Origin of the sequence: Aeromonas sp. CA23 (assembly GCF_002587065.1) — a bacterium.
In the GTDB taxonomy this organism is placed as follows: Bacteria; Pseudomonadota; Gammaproteobacteria; order Enterobacterales; family Aeromonadaceae; genus Aeromonas; species Aeromonas bestiarum.
In genome coordinates, this window is record NZ_CP023818.1 from 1,212,609 (window position 1) to 1,234,101 (window position 21,493).

18 protein-coding genes are annotated in these 21,493 nt (G+C 50.3%); all 18 read left to right on the plus strand.

Annotated elements, in window-relative coordinates; translation table 11 throughout:
• Positions 1–142 precede the first annotated feature (142 nt).
• The 18 genes from CK910_RS05690 to CK910_RS05770 all read left to right on the plus strand — a co-directional run bounded on the left by CK910_RS05690 (position 143) and on the right by CK910_RS05770 (position 21,211).
• Entirely contained in the window at positions 143–679 is a 537-nt protein-coding gene (locus CK910_RS05690) for a GNAT family N-acetyltransferase (protein ID WP_098981498.1), read from the plus strand.
• The gene (locus CK910_RS05695; RefSeq protein WP_098981500.1) at positions 676–909 is read left to right on the plus strand and encodes an acyl carrier protein; all 234 of its coding nucleotides are present in this window, start codon (positions 676–678) and stop codon (positions 907–909) included. Before CK910_RS05690 ends, CK910_RS05695 begins: the two co-directional genes overlap by 4 nt.
• Positions 909–1,658, plus strand: coding sequence for an SDR family NAD(P)-dependent oxidoreductase (locus CK910_RS05700; RefSeq protein ID WP_098981502.1), 750 nt, complete (start codon positions 909–911; stop codon positions 1,656–1,658). Before CK910_RS05695 ends, CK910_RS05700 begins: the two co-directional genes overlap by 1 nt.
• Positions 1,658–3,028 (plus strand): AMP-binding protein, encoded by a 1,371-nt coding sequence (locus CK910_RS05705; protein WP_098981504.1) that lies wholly within the window; start codon positions 1,658–1,660, stop codon positions 3,026–3,028. The genes CK910_RS05700 and CK910_RS05705 overlap by 1 nt, the downstream gene beginning before the upstream one ends.
• Positions 3,028–4,086 (plus strand): LuxE/PaaK family acyltransferase, encoded by a 1,059-nt coding sequence (locus CK910_RS05710; protein ID WP_098981505.1) that lies wholly within the window; start codon positions 3,028–3,030, stop codon positions 4,084–4,086. Before CK910_RS05705 ends, CK910_RS05710 begins: the two co-directional genes overlap by 1 nt.
• Positions 4,065–5,270, plus strand: a complete 1,206-nt coding sequence (locus tag CK910_RS05715; RefSeq protein ID WP_098981507.1) for an acyl-CoA reductase — start codon at positions 4,065–4,067, stop codon at positions 5,268–5,270. Before CK910_RS05710 ends, CK910_RS05715 begins: the two co-directional genes overlap by 22 nt.
• Before the next feature lie 171 nt (positions 5,271–5,441).
• A complete protein-coding gene (locus tag CK910_RS05720) occupies positions 5,442–6,413 on the plus strand; it encodes a glycosyltransferase family 2 protein (RefSeq protein WP_253852827.1) in 972 nt (323 codons plus the stop codon).
• Positions 6,410–7,603 (plus strand): UDP-galactopyranose mutase, encoded by a 1,194-nt coding sequence (glf, locus tag CK910_RS05725; RefSeq protein ID WP_098981511.1) that lies wholly within the window; start codon positions 6,410–6,412, stop codon positions 7,601–7,603. Before CK910_RS05720 ends, glf begins: the two co-directional genes overlap by 4 nt.
• A complete protein-coding gene (locus CK910_RS05730) occupies positions 7,600–8,799 on the plus strand; it encodes a class I SAM-dependent methyltransferase (RefSeq protein ID WP_098981514.1) in 1,200 nt (399 codons plus the stop codon). Before glf ends, CK910_RS05730 begins: the two co-directional genes overlap by 4 nt.
• Before the next feature lie 83 nt (positions 8,800–8,882).
• Positions 8,883–11,276 carry an HAD-IA family hydrolase gene (locus CK910_RS05735; RefSeq protein ID WP_157774596.1) on the plus strand — a complete coding sequence of 798 codons (2,394 nt, stop codon included), beginning with the start codon at positions 8,883–8,885 and terminating at the stop codon, positions 11,274–11,276.
• A 19-nt stretch (positions 11,277–11,295) separates the two neighbouring features.
• The gene (locus CK910_RS05740; RefSeq protein WP_098981518.1) at positions 11,296–12,921 is read left to right on the plus strand and encodes a glycosyltransferase; all 1,626 of its coding nucleotides are present in this window, start codon (positions 11,296–11,298) and stop codon (positions 12,919–12,921) included.
• Positions 12,922–13,529: 608 nt separating this feature from the next.
• Positions 13,530–15,338, plus strand: a complete 1,809-nt coding sequence (asnB, locus tag CK910_RS05745; protein ID WP_098981520.1) for an asparagine synthase (glutamine-hydrolyzing) — start codon at positions 13,530–13,532, stop codon at positions 15,336–15,338.
• A 259-nt stretch (positions 15,339–15,597) separates the two neighbouring features.
• Complete coding sequence (locus tag CK910_RS05750; protein ID WP_098981522.1) at positions 15,598–16,173, plus strand: class I SAM-dependent methyltransferase; 576 nt, start codon at positions 15,598–15,600, stop codon at positions 16,171–16,173.
• Positions 16,174–16,815: 642 nt separating this feature from the next.
• The gene (locus CK910_RS05755; protein WP_098981524.1) at positions 16,816–18,405 is read left to right on the plus strand and encodes a glycosyltransferase; all 1,590 of its coding nucleotides are present in this window, start codon (positions 16,816–16,818) and stop codon (positions 18,403–18,405) included.
• Positions 18,405–19,130, plus strand: a complete 726-nt coding sequence (locus tag CK910_RS05760) for a WbqC family protein (protein ID WP_098981526.1) — start codon at positions 18,405–18,407, stop codon at positions 19,128–19,130. Before CK910_RS05755 ends, CK910_RS05760 begins: the two co-directional genes overlap by 1 nt.
• Entirely contained in the window at positions 19,127–20,080 is a 954-nt protein-coding gene (locus CK910_RS05765; RefSeq protein WP_253852828.1) for a radical SAM/SPASM domain-containing protein, read from the plus strand. The genes CK910_RS05760 and CK910_RS05765 overlap by 4 nt, the downstream gene beginning before the upstream one ends.
• A complete protein-coding gene (locus CK910_RS24285) occupies positions 20,077–20,436 on the plus strand; it encodes an aminotransferase class I/II-fold pyridoxal phosphate-dependent enzyme (RefSeq protein ID WP_253852829.1) in 360 nt (119 codons plus the stop codon). The genes CK910_RS05765 and CK910_RS24285 overlap by 4 nt, the downstream gene beginning before the upstream one ends.
• Positions 20,420–21,211: a DegT/DnrJ/EryC1/StrS family aminotransferase gene (locus tag CK910_RS05770; RefSeq protein WP_253852830.1), complete on the plus strand. Its 792-nt coding sequence runs from the start codon at positions 20,420–20,422 to the stop codon at positions 21,209–21,211. Before CK910_RS24285 ends, CK910_RS05770 begins: the two co-directional genes overlap by 17 nt.
• Positions 21,212–21,493: the final 282 nt, after the last annotated feature.

Below are 21,493 nucleotides of genomic sequence, written 5' to 3' on the forward strand. Positions count from 1 at the left end.
GATCTGGCATCCCCGTCCGGATAATTGCTGACAACTCTTTGATTATTTTTGAGATTATACCGAGTTTTCATCTTATATTATTGAGCTTTGCTACGGAATCGCCCTGCTATGGTCGATAACATGGGCAAGTGATGGGAAGTGGGTGGTATTGAGCATGAGTTATGGTGTCGAGCTGCGCCCGGTTCAGCCGTGGGACTTGCCCACGCTGAGGCGCTGGCGCAATCAGGATGAGGTACGGCTGCAGATGGTCGAACAGGCGCTCATCTCCCCCCGCCAGCAGCGACAGTGGTTTGCCAGCAGCAGTGAGCGGCCGGATCAGCAGCACTGGGTGCTCTGGTGCCGGGGTCAGCGGGCAGGCTACGTCAATCTGAAGGGGGAGACGCGGCAGCCGTTGCAGGGGCAGCCGGTGGCTGACGCCGGCCTCTATCTGGGCACCTCCAGCGTGCGCCATCCCATGCTGGCCGTTGCCGCCGCCCTGTCCCAGCTCGATCAGGGTTTCGATACCTTCGAGCTCGGCTGCATCCGCACCCTGGTGCGCGCGGGCAACGGCGCCGCCCTGCGCCTGAACGAGCAGCTGGGTTATCGCCAACATGGGCAGGAGGGCGACTTTCTCGCCCTTGAACTGCAACCCGCCGATTATTATGCCGCCCGTGAACGGCTACGGAGATTTTTCAGATGACTACAGCGTTGGAACAGGTTTTCGCCGATGCCCTCGGCATAGACGTCAGCACCGTCAGCGACGGGCTGGCTTACAACAGCATTCCCCAGTGGGACTCCGTCGCCCACATGGGTCTGATCGCCCAGCTGGAGGATTGCTACGGCGTCCTGCTCGATACCGATGACATCATCGACATGAGCTCGGTCGCCAAGGCGCGGGAGATCCTCGCCAAATACGGGGTCGCCCTCTGATGCAGGAGCTGCTGCAGGGCAAGCGGGCGCTGATCACGGGTGCCGGGCGCGGCATTGGCCTCGCCATCGCCCGCCAGTTTGCCGCGCAAGGGGCCGAACTCTGGCTGGGGGGCCGCGATGAAGCGGCCATGAGCCAGCTGGCGGCCGCCCTCGGCGCCGAGTTCGGCATCCCCTGCCAGCCGCTCTGTTTCGACGTGGCCGAGCCGCAGGCGGTCAAGCAGGCCTTTCAGCAGCTGTTTGCCCAGACCCGCCAGCTGGATGTGCTGGTCAACAATGCCGGGATACTGGAAGAGGGGCTGCTCGGCATGGTCAATCAGGCCCAGCTGGAGCAGACCTTCAGTCACAACACCTTCAGCGTTGTCTATTGCAGCCAGTACGCCGCCCGCCTGATGCAGCGCAGCGGTGGCGGCAGCATCATCAATCTCGCCTCCCTGATGGGACGGGTGGGTGCCGCCGGGCTCAGCAGCTATGCCGGCAGCAAGGCGGCGGTGATCGGCATCACCCAGTCGCTGGCCAAGGAGCTGGCCGCCAGCCAGATCCGGGTCAATGCCATAGCCCCCGGCTTCATCGATACCGAGATGGCGTGTGCCATCCCGGACCAGAAGTTCGCCGAGCGTCTCGCCAGCATCGCCATGGGGCGGATCGGCACGCCGGACGAGGTGGCCAGGGTAGCGCTGTTCCTCGCCTCCGACCTGTCGAGTTACGTGACCGGTCAGGTCATAGGCGTGGATGGAGGCATGTTGGTCTGATGAAGCAACGCCATCCTCTACTCGCCCATCTGCATGAGGATAACCCGGCGCCGGCCTGGCGGGATCCGCTGGATGGCTGGCTCTCCTACGGCGAGCTGGCGCGGCGGGTAATGCAAGTGGCGGCGACTTACCCGAGTGAGCGCAGCCTCGTCTATCTGCCCTTCTTCACCCGCACTTCCCATCTGCTGCATTATCTGGCCGCTCTCAGGCTGGGGCATGCTGTGATGCTGGCGGATCCCGGCCTGCCATTGGCCCACCATCAGGCCAGCTGCCAGCAGTTCGCCGTGACCTGCCGGGTAAATGAAGAAGGGGAGTTGATCCGTCTCAGGGAGAGCAGCCCACTGCTGCACCCCGAGCTGGCGGTGCTGTTGCCTACCTCGGGCAGCACGGGCAGTGCCAAGTGGGTGCGCCTCTCGGGCCGCAATCTGGCGGCCAACGCCGCCTCCATCGCCGACTATCTGGCGCTGACGACGACAGAGCGAGCCATCACCAGCCTGCCGCTGTTCTACTCCTATGGCCTCTCGGTGCTCAACAGCCATCTGCTGGTGGGTGCCTCCCTGGTGCAGAGCGAGGGGAGCGTGCTGGAGCGCGACTTCTGGCAGCAGATCGAGCAGCACGGCGTGAGCAGTTTTGCCGGGGTGCCCTTTACCTATCAGATGCTGGCTCGGCTGCGCTTTGACTGGGCCCGGTATCCCTCCCTGCAGACCCTGACCCAGGCGGGGGGGCGACTCGAACCCGCGCTGGCGCGGCAGTTTGCCGAACAGGCGCTGCGGCTGGGGCGCCGTTTCTTCGTCATGTATGGCCAGACAGAGGCGACGGCGCGCATGGCCTGGCTGGCGGCGCACGAGGTGGTCACCCATCCGGATGCCATCGGCCGCGCCATTCCCGGCGGCCACTTCTCCCTGCGCGAGCTGGAGGGGGGCAAGCCCGGGGAGGGGGAACTGGTCTATCGCGGCGACAACGTCATGCTGGGCTATGCCACTACCGTCGAGGATCTGGTGCAGGGCGCCCTGCTGCAGGAACTGGCCACCGGCGATCTGGCTCGCAGTGACGAGGCGGGCCGCTACTACATCTGCGGCCGTCTCAGTCGTTTTCTCAAGTTGTTCGGCAAGCGGATCAGCCTGGCAGAGGTCGAGAGCCAGCTCCATCGCTGGGGCTGGTCGGGGGCTTGTGGCGGGCGTGATGACAGCCTGATGGTGGTCGTCGAACCCCATGACGAACTGACGGCCGACGGCTTGCAGCGTGAGCTGGCGCAGTGGTTACAGGCACCGCCACGGGCGGTGCGGGTGATACAGGTGGCACAGCTGCCGCGCACCGCCAACCACAAGATTGACTATGCCGCCCTGACCAGACTGGCGGAGGAGGCGTGATGGAAAGCTTGCTCGCCGCCCCCATCTTCGACCTGCCCCAGGCCGCCAAACAGGCGCTGTTGCTGGCGCGGCTCAATGCCCTGACCCGTCACCATGTCGAGCACTGCCCCCCTTATGCCAATGTGCTGCATGCCTTCGGCTGGACGGCAGAGGCTGCCGATTATGGCGCTCTGCCCTATCTGGCGGCCCGGCTGTTCAAGCTGGCCCAGTGGCAGAGCGTGCCCGAGGCTGAGGTGTTCAAGGTGCTCACCTCGTCCGGCACCACGGGGGCGCCGTCACGGATAGTGCTGGACCGGGAGACCGCAGCGTTGCAGAGCAAGGTGCTGGTGAAGATACTGCAGGAGTTTGTCGGCAAGCAGCGGCTGCCCATGCTGCTGGTGGAGCAGCCCGCCCTCATCCAGAACCGCAACGGCTTTTCGGCGCGTGGTGCAGGTGCCCTGGGGCTCTCCTTTCTCGGCCGGGACCACACCTATGCCCTCGACGAGCAGATGCGGCCCAACTGGCCGGTGATAGAGGCATTTTGCGACAAATACGCAGGTCAGCCTGTGCTGCTGTTCGGCTTTACCTTCATGGTCTGGCAATGCCTGCTGGAGCCCCTGCGCGAGCGCGGACTGCACCTGCCCTTTGAGCAGGGCATTTTGTTTCACAGCGGCGGCTGGAAGAAGCTGCAGCATCTGGCGGTGGACAATCCCGCCTTCAAGGCGCGTTGCCGCGATCAGCTGGGGCTGGGCCGGGTACACAACTTCTATGGCATGGTGGAGCAGGTGGGCTCCATCTTCGTCGAGTGCGAGCAGGGGCACCTGCATGCCCCCGTGTTTGCGGATGTACAGGTGCGGGATCCGCTTACCCATCAGCCGCTTGGGGTCGGTCAGCCCGGTTTATTGCAGGTGCTCTCCGCCATTCCCGGCAGTTATCCCGGCCACAGCCTGCTGACCGAGGATCTCGGCGTGCTGCTGGGGGAGGATGACTGCCCCTGTGGCCGCCATGGCAGTTATTTTCAGGTATCAGGACGCCAGCAAGGCGCCGAGGTGAGGGGATGCAGCGACACCTTCCAGTGACGCCGCCGCAGGCGGTAGAGGGGCTTTGGTTGACGGGGCCCGACGTCAGCTTCGTGGCACCGGCTGCCAGCTGGCAGACGTTTTGCCCGCAGCCGCTGCCCTGTTTTGCCCCCGTCATCTGCGACTTCGTGGCGGCTCTGTCGGCCCGCCTGCAGCAGGAGGGGCGGCGTCATCCCGATCTGGCCGCGTTCGGCTTCTGGCTGCGGCCGCGCCAGCTGGCCAGAGAGCGGCAACGGCTGCAGGGGCGGGGGCCGGTGGGCGTCACGTTTCACCTGGTGCCCTCCAACGTACCGACAGTGGCCTTCTACTCCTGGCTGATGGCCCTGCTGATGGGCAATCCCTGCGTGGTGCGGTTGTCGTCGCGCCGCGACCCGGTACAGGATGCCATGCTGGCCATACTGAACGACCTTTTCAGCCAGGTTGAGTGGCAGGGGATCGCCACCCGCACCCGCTTCATTCGCTATGGTCACGACGAAGGCACCACCGCCTGGTTGTCGGCCCGCTGCCGGCTGCGCATCATCTGGGGCGGCGACGAAACCATCCGCCAGGTGCGGGCCATTCCTCTCTCTCCAAGTGCACAGGAAGTGGTATTTCCGGATCGCCGCTCCATGGCGGTGCTCGACAGCCACTGGCTGGCCGGGCTGGATGCTGTGGGCTGGCAACAGACCCTGGGTGCCCTGCAGCAGGATTGCACCCGTTTCAATCAGCAGGCCTGCGCCTCCCCCACCACCCTCTGCTGGCTGGGCGAGCCCGACGAAGCGTTGCGCCGCCGTCTGCTGGAGGCCCTGTTTGCGCCCTTTGCCGACGATCCCGCTCTGGTGATGGAGCGGCTCATCCACAGTCAACAAAATGCCGCCCTGGACGGTGAGATGCAGCTGAGCACATTCCCAGGTGTCACCTTATTGACTCCAGCCGCCTCCCTGCGGCTCGCACACGTCGGAGGAGGTACAGTCGCCGAGTTTGTGGCCGATACCCTGAATGAGCTGCTGTTGCAGCCGTGGGATATGCAGACCTGTGTCTGGGTCGGTGCACACAAGGCGCAGCTTGAGGATGCCTTGCCGAATGCGCCCACCTGCCGCATAGACAGGGTGGTGGCGCCGGGACAGGCGCTGGCATTCGAGTGGCACTGGGATGGCATCGACATGCTGCACGTTTGCAGCCGTGGCCTCGTCCAGCATGAATAATCGGGTGTGGCTCACATAAATCCCGCAGCTTCAATGGATTAGCTTGGTCAGGCATATCTCTTGCAGTAAAACCTGACAGAGAGGGGGGAAGGGTTGACAGGGACCGTGCGGTAGCCTTGCCCATTTTCTCCCATCCGCTTCTTTTCTACTCATCTTCTCTTGGATTTCCCTATGAAAGTCAGCGTATTGGTGCCGGTATACAACCTCGGGCGCTTTATCGAACCCTGCCTGCTCAGCCTGCTCGAGCAGCAAACGGATTTCGAGTTCGAGGTGATCGCCATCGATGACGGCTCGAATGATGACTCCTGGGCTATCTTGCAGCGGCTGGCGCGGCAGTGGCCGACACTGCGCATTCTGCAGAACGAACAGAACATGGGGCTGGCCAAGACCCAGAAGCGGTTGCTTGCAGAGGCAAGGGGTGACTATCTCGCCTATGTGGATGGGGATGACCTGGCCCTACCGGACAAGCTGCAGCGCCAGGCCGAGTATCTGGATGCACACCCGGGTTGCACCCTCTGCTACCACGAAGCCGAGATGTTCGATGATGAGACAGGGGCACGGATCAAGTTGTTTACCCGTGACTACTACAACAGCCGGCATCTCGAACCCGTCATGACGCGAGAGGCCTTGATCCGCTTCGGGGTATTCGTCAATGCCAGCTCCATCATGTTTCGGCGCTATGAGGGGATGGAAAATGCCATCGACGAGGGGTGCAAGATCATCCTCGATTACCCCTGGCATATTCTGAATCTCTCTCTCAACCCGGGAACCCTCGACTTTATCCCCGAGCTGCTGGGACGTTATCGCTTCCACACCCAGAGCTTTGGCGGGCAGACCCGCAAATCGGCCGAGCGTCGTGAGCAGTCGCTACGCGACCTGCTGCGGGCTTGTGACAATGCCGGTGACTTTGGCGCTGATCCAGTGACCATTGCCCAGGGGCGTGCCCATCACTACTACTCTGCCGCGCTCTATTTCTTGCGGCAGGGAGACTACGCCCGTTTTCTCAACCTGCTTGAGCAGTCGGTGAGCGAGGTGGCCACGCTGGCACCGGGCTGGTTTTTCGACGAGCGGCACCAGCTGGCGTGGGAGGGGCGCACCAATCCGGTCGGCGTCGTGCAACAACTGTTTGGAGATGCAGCGTGAGTTATCAGGTGATTGTCATCGGAGCCGGGCTGTCCGGCGCCGTCATGGCGGAGCGAATGGCCAGCCAGCTTGGCTGGAAGGTACTGGTGCTGGAACAGCGCGACCATATAGGCGGCAACTGCTTCGATGAGTATGACGAGCATGGGGTGCTGATCCATCGCTATGGACCGCACCTGTTTCATACCGACAAGCGGGAAGTGTGGGATTACCTGTCGCAGTTTACCGCCTGGCGGCCTTACGAGCATCGTGTGCTGTCACGGATCGATGGTCAGTTGGTGCCCATCCCGTTCAACCTGACCAGCATAGAGCGTTGCTTCCCGGCCGAGAAGGCAGCGGCCATGATTGAGGCTCTTCAGGCCAGGTTCGGTGAGGGGGCCAGAGTGCCCATCATGGCACTGCGGCAGGAAGCTGAGCCCCTGCTGGCTGAGCTGGCCCAGTTCATCTATGAGCGTGCCTTCGTCAACTACACCAGCAAGCAGTGGGGTGTATCACCAGAGCAGGTCTCGCCCGAGGTCACTGCGCGAGTGCCGGTCGTCGTCAATCGTGATGACCGTTACTTCATCGATCCCTGGCAGGCGGTGCCCGAGCAGGGCTACACCGCCATGTTCGAGCGCATGCTGGCGAACCCCTTGATTGAGGTCAGGCTCTCCACCCCCATGGGATCCCATGTTTGCCTGGATTGGCAACAGAAACGGATACTGCTGGATGGCGTGCCTTTTGCCGGACCCTTGGTCTATACCGGCATGCTGGATCAGCTGATGCCGGAGGATCACTATGATCTGCCGTATCGCTCGCTGCGCTTTGAGCACTGTCATCTGCCGCAAGCCCAATTTCAGCCGGTGACCACGGTCAATTACCCGAATGAAGAGGCCTATACCCGCATCACCGAATTCAAGCATCTGACAGGGCAGCAACATCCCGGTACCAGCATTGTTTATGAATATCCCTGTGCCTATGCGCCAGGGCAGGGGCTGGAGCCTTACTACCCGCTGTTTACCGATATGGCCAAACAGAATTATCAGGCTTGCCGCGATGAGTTGGCCCAGTTCCCGCAACTGATTGCCTTGGGTCGCCTTGCCGAATATCGCTATTTTGATATGGATGATGCGGTGAATAATGCGTTGCACCTTTTTTATCTATTAATGAATGAACCCCGTATTTTCTCGTTTTTGAAGAGGTTTGCTGAATGAGTAATGATATTCAAAAGGAATTGCGCTTTGAGTTTGGCGCGAATTGGCAAAGCTATCTTGACCATTATCTCTCTCCTGAACGGATCGCCCAGGCTCGCCAGCATCTGCTGTCATTCGTTGGCAGAGAGGATCTGCAAGGGCTACGGATATTGGATATCGGATCAGGAAGCGGGATCCATAGTATGGCTGCATTCCAGGCGGGGGCAGCTGAAGTCGTCAGCTTCGATTACGATATTGATTCGGTAATGGCGACAAAAAGACTGCACGCTATGTGCCAGTCACCGAAAAATTGGCGAGTTATGCAGGGTTCTGTACTGGATCCTGAATTCATGAAATCTTTGGGAAAATTTGATCTGGTGTATGCATGGGGGGTTTTGCATCACACTGGCTCTGTGTGGTCCGCAATTGATCTGGCCTCAGCCTGTGTAAAGGCTGGTGGAATAATGTACATCGCGCTATATGATTCCGACGTGTCAGCAGAATCACCGGAATTTTGGTGTCGAATCAAGCAGCGTTATACCTCATCCTCAGCCGTAGTTCGGAGGATATATGAGGCCTGGTATGTGGCCCGTTTTGTTCTTCGCTACAACCCATTTCGCTTGGGTCATCTGCTAAAGCAGGTCCGTGAGTATAAGAAAAATCGCGGCATGGATTTCTATCATGATGTTAAAGATTGGTTAGGTGGTTGGCCGATGGAATATACGCGGATATACGACGTTATTCCTTTTTTGCTGGCAAGGAAGATGAAGCTGCTGCGTACCAAAGTCGGCGAGGCCAATACGGAATATCTTTTTAGTTTGCAGGATGTTCAGCAGGGGTTAACCCAACTCCAAGCGTTACCACTCCCTCACGATCTAGAATGGAAGGTAGTTTCAATCCGTGAATCTGAAGAGTTAAATACATTGGATCTGGCTCGTCCTGTTTACGTCTATGGTGCTAGCAAGGGGGGGGAAGTGGTGAGGTCATTGCTCGAATCCAAAGGGTTCAGCGTTAAGTCATTCATCACAACGGAGCAGCCTGGTTCTCACGATGGGTTGAAGGTGTTGTCTCTTGATCAGTTTATTGAGGCGGGCGATAAAGAGGCACAGGTGGTCATTGCCAGTACGTATTTTGACGCTATTTCACTGAAGCTGGCCGAGCGAGGAGTAACGCATTTCTACAATGCCTATCCCTATGTTATGGGACATTTAAACTAATAATAGCAAGGCTAGCGAACGGATATGGTGATAAACCAATAACCGGTGTCTTTCGCTCTGTTATGAGACTTTATCAGGTGCCTATGAATCATGAAAAAATAGTATCATATTCCAGCTTGCATCAGATGATTGATGATAGTGAGCTGTTTCAGCGGCTGGATGATCTACTATCCCAGCGTGAAATTACTCACCTATCTCTTGACCTCTTCGATACTTTTTTTCGACGCGCGTGTAGTGAGCCATCATGGGTTTTTGAGGAGGCGGCCCGCAGGGTACTCGCGAATGGTGTGACATTGCCGATGGAGGCGGAAGATTACCGCCTTTGTCGAATAGAGGCTGAAGCTCGGGCAAGAAAACAGAGTGTGCGAGAAGAGATCTATTTCACCGAGATCTTTGCCCATGTCCCATTATGTTCTGAGCACAAGAGAGCTCTAATGGCCGAGGAGCTGCAAGTAGAGCGGGATGTGATCTATCTCGATCCTCTGGTACAGATGATCTTGCAGCGGGCCCAATGTCATGGGCTGCAGGTTATCTTTATTTCAGATATGTATCTTTCCGAAGTATTTCTGAAGGAACTAATAATTCAGAGGTGTCCGCAACTTCACAATGTGCACTTGTTTGTTTCCTCTGAGTTGGGTCTGACCAAACAGAGTGGAAGCCTGTTTCAGCAGGTGCTCTCACTGTTGGCCGTTAAGCCAGAACAGGTCTTGCATATTGGTGACAATCCAAAGGCCGATGTGCAGTCGGCACAACAACTAGGCTTGGCCTCTTTGCATTTTGACCTACCCGATCATCTGTCAGATGTATTGGAAAACGAGAAGCTCTATCGGGTAAATCTGTCATCGACCATGCAACATGCCCGGAAGCTGGCCGTCCTCTCGATACCCCAACAGCTTTCTGAAGAGGAGCAATTTTTCTACGCGTATGGCGCCTTCACCCTTGGGCCCATTCTGACGGCATTTGCCAAGTGGATTCTGCAGTCAGCCAAACGACTACAGGTAAAAAACATTTTGTCTCTTATGCGAGAGGGCGGGATCTTTGCTGCCTGTATCAACCGCCAGCTCGATTTTCAATCACAGAAGTACCCAGATATACGCTGTCAGACTTGTTATGCCTCACGCAAGGCTACTTATTTACCGGCGATAGATGACAGCCAGCTGGAAGAAGCCGTTTCCCAGACCTTGATGCGCCGTAATTATACCGTTCGTGATTTCTTCAATGAGTTTGGAATTCAGGATGTCAGATTGGCATCCTTTCTAGATACGCCGCTGGCATTCCTGGATCAAATATCTGTTGATGGTCAAGATGGTTTACAACTGATGGCCGATGTGTTTGAGCAAAACATTGAGCAGATCAAAAGCAATATTCAGCAAAGCAAGCTGGCTATGCGAGATTATTTTGTTGGGCTGACTGGGGATGCTCCCTATTTGCTAGTCGACCTAGCCCCCCCCCCCCCCCCCCCCCCCCCCCTAGGAGGGGGGGGCACTATTCCTTCTCAAATTAGCAAAGCCATGCAGCAACAGCCAGTGACCAGTCTGTTACTCTACTGTAACCATAGAGGTAGCAAGAACTCCGTCATTACGCCGATCAGTGCCTTTATTCCGGTGCGAAACGATACCATCAAGGGAATCAAGAAGATTGCCCGTTCACCAGAGATTTTTGAAATTGTTCTCGTTGGTTTGGAAGGGAGCACGCTGGGGTATCGGTATACGGCGGAAGGGAAGGTTGTGCCGCGACAGGCAGAGGTGCGCTACAGTGCTCGGCATCAGCAAAATATCCGGAGTTTTGAGGCTGGGGTTAATGCGTATCAATTGTGGGATCAATCACTGGGCATTGTTGAACCTGATTTGGATGAACGGCTCTCTTTTTTGCGTATGATGGAACGCCTGGTCGAGTGTCCAGTATCGAGCGAAGTGCATTATCTGGGTAATTTGGTGCATGAAGACAACTTCGGCTCGGAGCGTAGTTACAAAGTTATTAATTCCTCTGGATTGACGCGTATCCATTCAGAAGGAATAGAAACCTTCTATCGCAAGTTCAGTAAAAACATGTCTTATGGTGAGCGTTGGTTGGCTTGGCCACAAGGAGCATTGAGTCGGCTTGACCCTGATTTAATGATGGATTTTGTCGGTTTACGTGATGCGCGTTACAAGCACGCTCAAGCGATAGAAAGTCTGCTGGAATTGGTGCAAAGTCAACAGGCCACCGATGTCATTGTGTATGGTGCTGGAGAATTTTTTGAGTGTCTGGTTCCGGAGTTGGTTAAAAACAGTATCCATATTCGTAGCGTTATCGATAAAAAGGCCAACTTTGGACACTATCAAGTGATGGGATATGACGTCATATCGTTATCCGAGTGTTCAATTCCATCTGGTTCTGTACTGATTATCGCATCCGCCTCCTTTGTGGAGGAAATCAGACGAGACATCTTTGCGGCTATATTCAGCCAAGATGTGACCATATTGTCATTGAATTGAATTCCAAGGAAACAGACACATGCTGGATCTGTCGATGAAACATGCCTTGCCTTTTGATGCATTATTACATCAGGAACTGCTTTCCGGGAAACGCAAGGCAATTGCTTGGGGGGTAGCGGGAAACCTTTATTATCATGTACTCCAATCCCCTTACTCATTCATAGCCATAATCGATGGCCTTAACGGTCCTCAAGTCGGTCAGTTCGCATTTGATATTCCGATTGTAGGGCCAGATGTGCTTAATAATTACCATGCAGAGGAGATAGTCATTGTTATCTTTTCTGATTTACAGCAATTCGGTGGGCAGATTATCGAGCAACTAAGTCATTATGGCGACTACCCCTATATTACACCCTACGTTGAGGCAACCAGCCAGCCATCAGATATATTGCAGCAAAAGCTTGAGCGGTTGATCCGCGAGCGTCGAACACATCGAGTGCCTCAGGTTGTGCAGCGTGTCGTGTTGTATATTCACTCCTTGGGAAAAGGTGGTGCGGAGCGGCAGATGGTCTTGCTGGCCATCGGATTGCGACAGCTTGGATGGGAGGTGCATTTAATTACGGTGAAGAATAATGGGTTAGATATAAATCACTGGGAGGAGCTTCTTCGCACTCATGGTGTCGTGCGCTACTTTATCCCTTCTGCTCGCGAGTTTTGGGCCGAGATGGAGAGGAGCAAGGAAGAAAATAGCTACCAGCTGGCTAATGAATTGGCCTCTTTCTTTGAGCCATTCATTCTGCACGGCATTGTTGCTGCCTATCACTACATGCAACGTGTACAGCCCAGACTGGTGATCGCCTATCTAGATGATAGTAATGTCATTGCTTCCTTGGCTGCAATTTTCGCGGGAGTTGAACATATTATTATCTCTGGTAGATCTGTTGCTCCCTTAGAGCTTCCTGTATATTTGGGGGTTTATGATGAGTCTAGATTGGGAGCCTTTTATCGCCTGTTGACCGATTTGCCAGGAATTGTGCTGAGTGCGAATTCCATAGCAGGAGCTCAGTCGTATGCTCGCTGGCTAAAATTGTCTGAATCCAGTATTCCAGTAGTGAAAAATGCCGTCATGGCCAAGCGAATTGAGGGGCAAGCGCCTCTACATCAACTAAAAATTAATCCGTCGACTCCCATATTAATGGGAATCATGCGCCTATCTCCGGAGAAGTCCCCATACTGCTTTATCGAAGTTGTCGCTTCTGTCATTTCAAAACTGCCTCAAACTCATGCAATTTTAATTGGGGATGGACCATTGTGCTCAGAGGTTACCGCTTGTATTGCCCAGCAATCATGCAGTGATAAAATCCATCTCGTTGGTGTGAAAGATAATATTTTTGAATGGCTAAGTTGTGCAAGTCTTCTCATTTCTACCTCCAGTCATGAGGGAATGTCGAATGTGATATTGGAAGCCCAAGCACTTGGCTGTCCTGTTGTGGCAACAGATATTCCTGGGAACCGAGAAACTGTATTGACAGAGTTCTCATGTGACTTGATTCCATATGGCGAGTGGGATCTGATGGTCGAAAATGTTGTGACATTGTTAGGTGTGGGTGAAGTAAAAAGCCACTCTAGACTAGTCGAAAACATGAATGAGCATTACTCGCCATATATCCTTGCTGAAAAAACGATTGCATTATTTGACTTATAGAAAGCGTTTGATAGTTAGCACTCATGATGGCCGGTCTAAATTATCTATTGAGTGTTGCAGAGGAACTGCATGAAAGTGACGTTTACTCACTTTGTAAGCAGGTCTGAAAGACTTGAATAGCGCTGACTTCTATGTGGTTTCTGTGATGATGCAACATATTCTTACTAGTAGGAAAGTCCTTTTTGGCACCTCACTAAGTTTGTGGAATCATGGCATTGACCATCGTAAAAATCCGCAACCTACTTTTCATAAAATCAAAGGTGACACAATACGATTTTGATACTCGAGCATCAGCACTGATTGTCCCTGAAGCAGATGGTATCGGTGTGCGGTGTATTACGAGGTTACTGCCAGTTGAATAAGACCAGAAAGATACCCAGCTTCCATCAGAAAAAAGCGCGATGAGCGCAACCTGAAGAATTAAGAAGAATTTTTATGGTTAAAAAAGGAGGCGCTAGACGCATCCAGAGAAATTTCTCTGATAATGCTGAACGCGTTATCCTGAACACAATTATCAGGCGCATGAGATGGCACAATTTGCTAGCTAAGGCTGCCATAATTTTAAGGCATCAGCATCATGCGTTGGCTTGCCTTTAGGGAGTAATTAAATGTGTGGTATAGCCGGAATAATGAGTATTCATGGTCAACATGATCCTGCGTGGTTGAAACAGCAGGCTAATAGAATGGTTGAGGCTATGACCTATCGAGGGCCTGACGACCAGGGGATTTGGGTGTCAGATGATGGACGTTGCGCTCTGGCCCATTGTCGCCTGAGTATTCTCGATATGTCGCCGGCAGGGCATCAGCCGATGCTGGATGCTTCGCAACGGAGCTGCATTGTTTTTAATGGAGAGATCTACAACCATCAGTCGTTGTCCGTGCGCTTACAGGACGCAGGCGTATCGTTTGTAGGTCATTCCGATACAGAAGTATTGGTCAACGGCTTGGCCCGGGAAGGTGCTGAATTTCTGACCCGGCTCGAGGGGATGTTTGCACTTGCCTACTATGATCGTGAGCGCCGAGAGTTGTTGTTGGCTCGCGACCCGTTTGGCGAAAAGCCACTTTACTATGCCGAGTTTGATGGTCTGCTGGTGTTTGCCTCCGAGCTGGCGGCTCTTAGCCGGGTACAGGGATTCCCCACCCGTATTACTGTCGATGCAGTCGCCCACTATCTCGCATTCCAGCATCCCGTTGGGGAACGAACCGTATACCAACACGCCAAAAAGTTGCAACCGGGGCATCTAATGCGCGTGGTAGCAGGTGAAGTTTTGCTGCCAGAGCGCTACTTCTATTTTATCTGTGCCGGAGACCATATACCGTCACGCCCGCTTGAGGAACAGGTTGATCAGCTTGAGGAGTTATTGCTGCGTTCGTTATCTCGCCGTCTGGTTGCCGATGTGCCGGTGGGGGCTTTTCTCTCCGGTGGCGTTGACTCCTCGACGGCAGTGGCGCTGATAACCCGCCGTTTGCAACAACCGATCCGGACCTTTTCCATCGGCTTTGCACAGGCGCCGGAGAGCGAGCATAAGGAGGCTCGGGCCTTTGCTGATTTTCTTGGAACCGAGCACACTGAACAGCTGCTTCGTCCAGAGACTTTTGCTGAAATGGCAGGTGATCTAGCCCGGCGCATGGATGAGCCCAACGCCGATAGTTCCTGTGTGCCGACCTATATGGTCTCGCAACTTGCTCGTCAGCAGGTAACTGTCGCGATCACCGGTGACGGGGGGGATGAGTTGTTTGGTGGTTATGGCCGTTACCCGCAGACACTGGCCGCCGCTGAGGGTAGAGAGCAGCAGATAGTGGAGCGTAGTTGGCATCTTGGGCGGGAGTATTATTCCGGTCGCATGCTGTTGTATGCAGATCGTCAGCTGGAACAGCTGTTTGGTCGCATTCCGTCCGGTACTGGCGATCACTTGATGGCGTTGCGTCGGCGTATTGATATGGACAGCCGCCCGTACCTTAATCGCCTGCGTGAGGCTGATGTTGCCAATTATTTGCCGCTGGTTCTGGCCAAGGTGGATAGAATGAGCATGTTGCATAGCCTAGAGTGTCGGACACCCTACCTATCAACCGAGGTAGCTCAGTTTGCTGCAGGATTGGCACAGTCAGAGCTGATTGCACACGGACAGGGGAAGTACCTTTTGCGTCAGTTGGCCAAGCGCTACCTGCCGGCGGAGTGGATCGACAGGCCTAAAAAGGGGTTCGGCATAGACCCGTTCAATCAACAGGCCAAGCAGGGTGCGCTGATGCAGCTGCGTCAACTGGCCTCTTCAGATCAGCTCTGCTTGCATCATTTCATAGACCCTGGCCGCTTGCGGGTATTGCTGGATAATCAGTTTGACGGTATGAGCTTCTATCATATCTGGGGGTTGTTGGTGCTCGAGATCTGGTTGCAGTCTCATGATTTCAGTCTATAAAATTTCATCATCATAGAGAAATAAAAAAGCCTTTAGTAATTTTTATCTGTTATTGAGATTACTTTTTTATATTCAGCCTGTGGATTATGGTGATTCGACGATTTGTAGATATGTGATGACTTCCAGCCTTGTCCTGATTGCAGCGAAAACTCATTCGATTACTATATTTGATTTTAGTTAAAAATCATTAGGTGTTATTTAAGATCTAAGAATCGAAACGTGACCAAGATTTTATTTGTACTCAACAGGAGAGTTGACTATGTTTATATTGCCATGCACAAGACATAGATTGCTAATCACTGTGACTGAAGGACTTAATCTTGATAAAGCATGTGAAATTGGTGTGCATAGAGGGGATTTCTCAGACTTCATGTTGAGAAACATACCATTAAAGAGTCTGTATCTTGTCGATAAATGGTCAAGTCAAGAAATTGTAAACAACTTTTCCCCCTTCGATGAAGTGCCATTTTATGTTACAGACAATCTTAACGGTGATCTGATGAGCTCATTTTTTGAGGGGTCTCCTTATGTACAGGAATCAATTGAAAAGCATTATAAATATACAACAGAACGGTTTGCCAATGATCCTAGAGTTAAAATAATACGCGAAAGTTCATTCGATGCCTTGTCTCACTTTGTCCCTGGTGAGTTGGACCTTATTTACATTGATGCTAATCATCAATATGAATTCATTTTGAGAGATTTGATGACTTGGTCTAGCAAACTATCGCCGGATGGATTGATGGTGCTAAATGACTGCATTATTTCCCCTAATGGAGTTAGGCCCCCCCCTAGGCGTGCTTCAAGCAGCGATGACCTTTATAAGAAACTCTGATTTTATTCCTATAGCTATCCATTTACGCGATTTTGCGGACTTGGTGTTGATAAATAAAAAATCGAAATATTTGGGTTTGATTTCAAGTAATTTACAAAAATACGATAACTGTATTGAAATTCCAGACTGTCTCATTGGGCAGTTCTCATTGAAGGAAAATGGTTCTACAAGCTATTTCTCTTTCAATTGATCTAAATATGTGTGGCTTTAATTAAGAGGCTGGACATAATTATTTACCCATGTTGCAGTCGTGACCATGTTTTAAAAACAATCGGACATTTTATAAAGCTTTAAGTTTGGATGAGCAGTTGTCGCTAACCCATAGCTGGCTATAGATGGCAAGACAATGAGTCGTAATATTGAAAAGCAAGAAACCAGGTGCGATCTAGGCAAGATCTCGAAAATGTTAGCTACCTATATGTAGTGTTCTCCTTGATCTTACGAGTTTCTAACTGAGCGAAGATGCATTAAAACTAGGCGCATGCATGCTTATCAAAACATTGCTTTATATTGTCAAGCTAATTGTTATTCTTGCTTGGTTTTTTAGTGAGTTATGTTGCTGTGGTTTTTACGATATATGCTTTGTAAATATGTATGAAAAGGCGCTACAAAGAATGAGATGTTGGTGGGGGGCTATATATAATGAATATTATTGTTTTTGATTTTAGCCAAGGTCTTGGTGGTGCTGAGACATTTAATACAAGATTGGTTAGTTATTTGGTCGATATTGGTGATAATGTTGCCGTGGTTGGTAGAAAGGGTAGCTTTATATTTGAGTTGCTGGACAGAAAGGGTGTTGAAATTAAAAAGTATATCATTCCTGAAATGGATGATTTCTTTGTTTCTCTCAGAGAGCAATCCTACCTTGCGGCAGTAGGCCAGCAGATTATCGATGATTTCTTTGGGGAGGAAATATATGTTCTAGCTTCATATTTCGATGTACTGCACAAAGCAATGCATATTTTTAATGGTGATAAGCGAGTTCATATATTAACAGGGATATTGCATCCGGAAGCTTGGAGTCTCTGGGAGCCTGATGTTGGATTTAACGCAGCACGTTCCTTTAAATCAAAACGAATAGACAGGCTATGGCACTACAAACGCGATTTGCTTTCTAAACTAGACGGTGCTAAAGCGATCTGGTATCCAAATGATATATTTAGAAAATACAACGAACATTATTTTTCTCTATGTCTTCATCATCGGGCTCTAGCTACAGTCCCTGTCGAACCTGTGGTGCATAATATTAATTACCAGATCACCGCGCCAGAAAATGTATTAAGAGTGCTTTGGCTAGGTCGTTTTGATTTCTTTAAGAATGAAAGTATATTTAAATTTATCGAAGGTTTAAACGAACTTCTTGAAATAAACAAAAATATAACGATCTATTTTGATTTAATCGGGTATGGGGTTGAACCGTATGAAAATGAAGTGAAATCATACTGCGAACAAGTGAGAGATAGGCTGAGGATTAGATTTATAGGAAAAATGAATGAGGTAGAAATATATAGCAGAGTTAATAGTGAAAAATATCACTTCGCAGTTGCCATGGGATCTTCAGCATATCATCTTGCAATGATGGGCTTGCCTGTTTTAGCAATAGACTCCAGTGTAAAGGGGTTGCGCCGTCTAGTTAAAGGTGTGTGGTTAGATGAAGCAACAGATGAGTTCGATGAGGGTTCAAGTCTTTATCTTATGATGATTGGTGAAGAGCCTCTTCAGCGAAGAGATATCATAGATATATTGATGGAAAGTTTCGATGATGGATTCTTGCAGAAAAAATCTGTCAGTTGTTCTGAATATGTAAAAAGGTATCACAGTATAGATGTATTGCTTCCAAAAATAAGAAATTTTATATTGCAGAGTGAGTTTACAGATAAAATAACATATAGATTTGAGCGAAATCTTCCGGATGATTTTTATTATCATTTTGGTGATTATGATGCTCTTGATATAGCAATATTTGGGACGGGGACAGGTGCGTTAAAGTTTTATGACAAAATAGAAATCGAGAGGAGCTCATCAGGTAAAGATTTGAGAGTGGAATGTTACTTTGATAACAATGAAAGTAAGCATGGCGAGACCTTTTTAGGCAAGGAGGTAAAAGGATTTTCCTTTGATGGTGCTAGTGATGTTGATGTGATATTTGTTGCCTCGGACTATTGGCCAGAAATAAACTGCCAACTTACTTCTCTGGGGGTTGAGCCAAGAAAAATAATAAGGGTTTATTAGTGGCCGAAAAAGAAAAGAAAATAGCCATTATCCAGTCAAATTATATTCCTTGGATTGGATATTTTGATGTACTCAGCCAAGTTGATGAATTCATACTCCTTGACTCTGTACAATACACCAATCGGGATTGGAGAAATCGCAATAGGATCTCAACGCCGAACGGACCTAAGTGGTTAACGATACCGGTATGTCATACCGAGCGGAGTCAGACAATATCCTCAACTAAAGTGGTTGATGGTAAATGGTCCTCACAGCATTTGTCTATGATTAAGATGCAATATAAAAAGGCTAATTACTTTGAGCACTACATTAGCGAACTTGAGTCTTGGTATGGTCAGGCAAGAGAGTTCGACTGCATCTCAGATATCAATTTATTTTTCATAAAAAAAATTGCTTGCATACTAGGGATAGCGACACCTGTAGTCTTTGATGATTTTTACCTAGCGGGGGATGAGTATACTGATGCAACAGAAAGACTCGCATGTATCGCGGAAAGAGCGTGCGCAGATGTATATGTATCTGGGCCAGCGGCAAGATCGTATTTAGAAAGTAGCTATTTTGAAAAAAAAGGTATAGCGGTTGCGTGGGTGACATATCCTAGATATATGAAATATCAGCAGGTGTGGCCAGGGTTCATCGATAAAATGAGTATAATTGATGTATTGTTGTGTGCTGGTAGTGAATTTATTATTAGTGAAATAGCTAAGGGAAGGGGGGCGGTATGAATAAATATGGTTTCTATGATCGATTGTCATCAGAGTTTCCATCGCAAGTAATTGTGGATATTGCTGAAGTATGCAATTTAAGATGCACGCATTGTGCGCATCCGCAATTTAAGCTGTCTGAGCATTATGCTGCAAGGCTATTAGAGCCAGAGATAAATAAAAAACTCGTAGATGATATAAGAGAGAATAGCAATGGGTATTGTCAGTATATACGCTATGCTAGTAGTGGTGAGCCTTTACTTCACCCATTAGCGCACGAAATGATCCAATATGCAGTCGAACATAGTGGTACATTTGTTACGCTCACTACCAATGGCACAATTCTGAATGAAAAAAAAATGAAGCAGCTATTGGAAAGTGGTTTACACATGATTGATATTAGCATTGACGCATTTAAAGATGAGACCTATGCAAAAATCCGTGGCGGGCGGCTTGAACAAGTCCGAAGAAATATTATCAGGATGATAGAGCATATAAGGAATGGTAAGTATAGGACTCGTATTGTCGTTAGTTTCATCCGCCAGCCTGGCAACGAAGATGAAGTAGATGACTTTATCGGATTCTGGAAAGAAAAAGGTGTTGATGAGGTTTTGATTAGGAATCTGCATTCAGCGGTTGGTATGTTGGCAACAGCGAGAAAAAATTACGATATAAAACGTAGACCTTGTTTGTATCCGTGGGAGCGATTGAGCCTAGACCCCAAAGGTGAACTTTCATTTTGCCCAATTGATTGGGTATATGCATCCAGTTTTATTGATTATAGGCAGACAACACTCAAAGATGCGTGGCAAGGGGAGTTCATGAATAAATTACGAGCAGCTCACATGGATAATGATTTTAAATGCCATGGTTTCTGTGGGAAATGTCCTGATTGGGTTCTAACAACTTGGCCTGATTCTGGGCGGAGTTACGCAAATCTTGTTGATGATATCAAGGTTATTATGAAATGAAACCTCACCATAAGATGATACCATACAATTGTCCGACATCTTACATCAATCACATAGATGATACAGATGGTATTACATTAGGGTTGGGGGTTAACAGAAATAAATGTGAAAAATTGATGCAGGAAATATGTGGTATTCAAAAGATACTGTTAACACCATCTTGTAGTGCATCGTTAGAAATGGCTGCTTTGGCTATAAACATACAGCCTGGTGATGAGGTTATTTTACCAAGTTTTACATTTGTTACCTCGGCTAGTGCATTTGCATTACGTGGAGCAAGATTGGTTTTTGTTGATATCAGGCCCGATACGTTTAATCTCGATGAGAGGTTGATAGAAGATGCAATTACCCCCTAGGACGAAGGCAGTTGTGGTGGTGCATTATGCGGGCGTCTCGGCCGAAATGGATGTCATTGTTGATATCTGTAATAGACACGATCTTATTTTAATTGAAGACGCAGCACAGGCTTTGATGTCAACCTATAAAGGGAGGCATCTTGGTTCTATTGGGCATTTCGGATGCATAAGTTATCATCATACTAAGAACATTCATGCAGGCGGAGAGGGAGGTGCTTTATTAGTCAATGAGCGGAAGTTTTATGATGTCAGTGAAATTATTCAAGAAAAAGGTACTGATCGCTCTAAATTTCTCCGTGGTGAGATTGATAAGTATACATGGCAGAGGTTGTCTTCTAGCTACGTGATGTCTGAGATCCAAGCTATTGTTTTGTTGGAGCAGTTGCAGAATGCTTTCCAGATCACGAGCGAAAGAAGAAATAAATGGTGCCTGTATCATGATGGATTATCGGAGCTGGCTAGCTCTGGAGTTATAAAGGTACCAATTATTCCTGCACACGTAGAGCATAATGCACATATATACCATATAAGGTTACGCTCTGAACAAGAACAGCGTAAATTATTTGATTTTATGCGGGGTCTTAATGTAGAGGTAACCTCACATTTCGTTCCTTTACACTCCAGTCCGGCTGGTTGTTTATATGGACGATTTCATGGTGAGGATATAAATACGACTAGTGTGTCTAAGACGTTGCTGCGCTTGCCGTTATACTCCAGACTAACTAAGGTAGAGCAAAATTATATTATCGATGCCATTAATTCATTTTTTGAGTAATAGTTGTTGATTTAAAGTTACGATGTTAGTTTGGAATAGCTATGGCTAGACAAGTTCTCAAAGCTATTAAAGTCTCAAATACTATGCCTTGTTGCTGAAATCGGAGAGTTATCCGCAATCTTGGTGAACTGCTCCTCTAGGGCTGCCTCTGAAAACATCAAATGAGCAAGTCCAGACACAAGATCAGCAACTGGTAACTGAATTGCCCCTACTTTCCTAGACACATCACAGCCTTAAAATGAAGCAAATATTGAAAGTGTTATGACCCATCAATGTTATCCA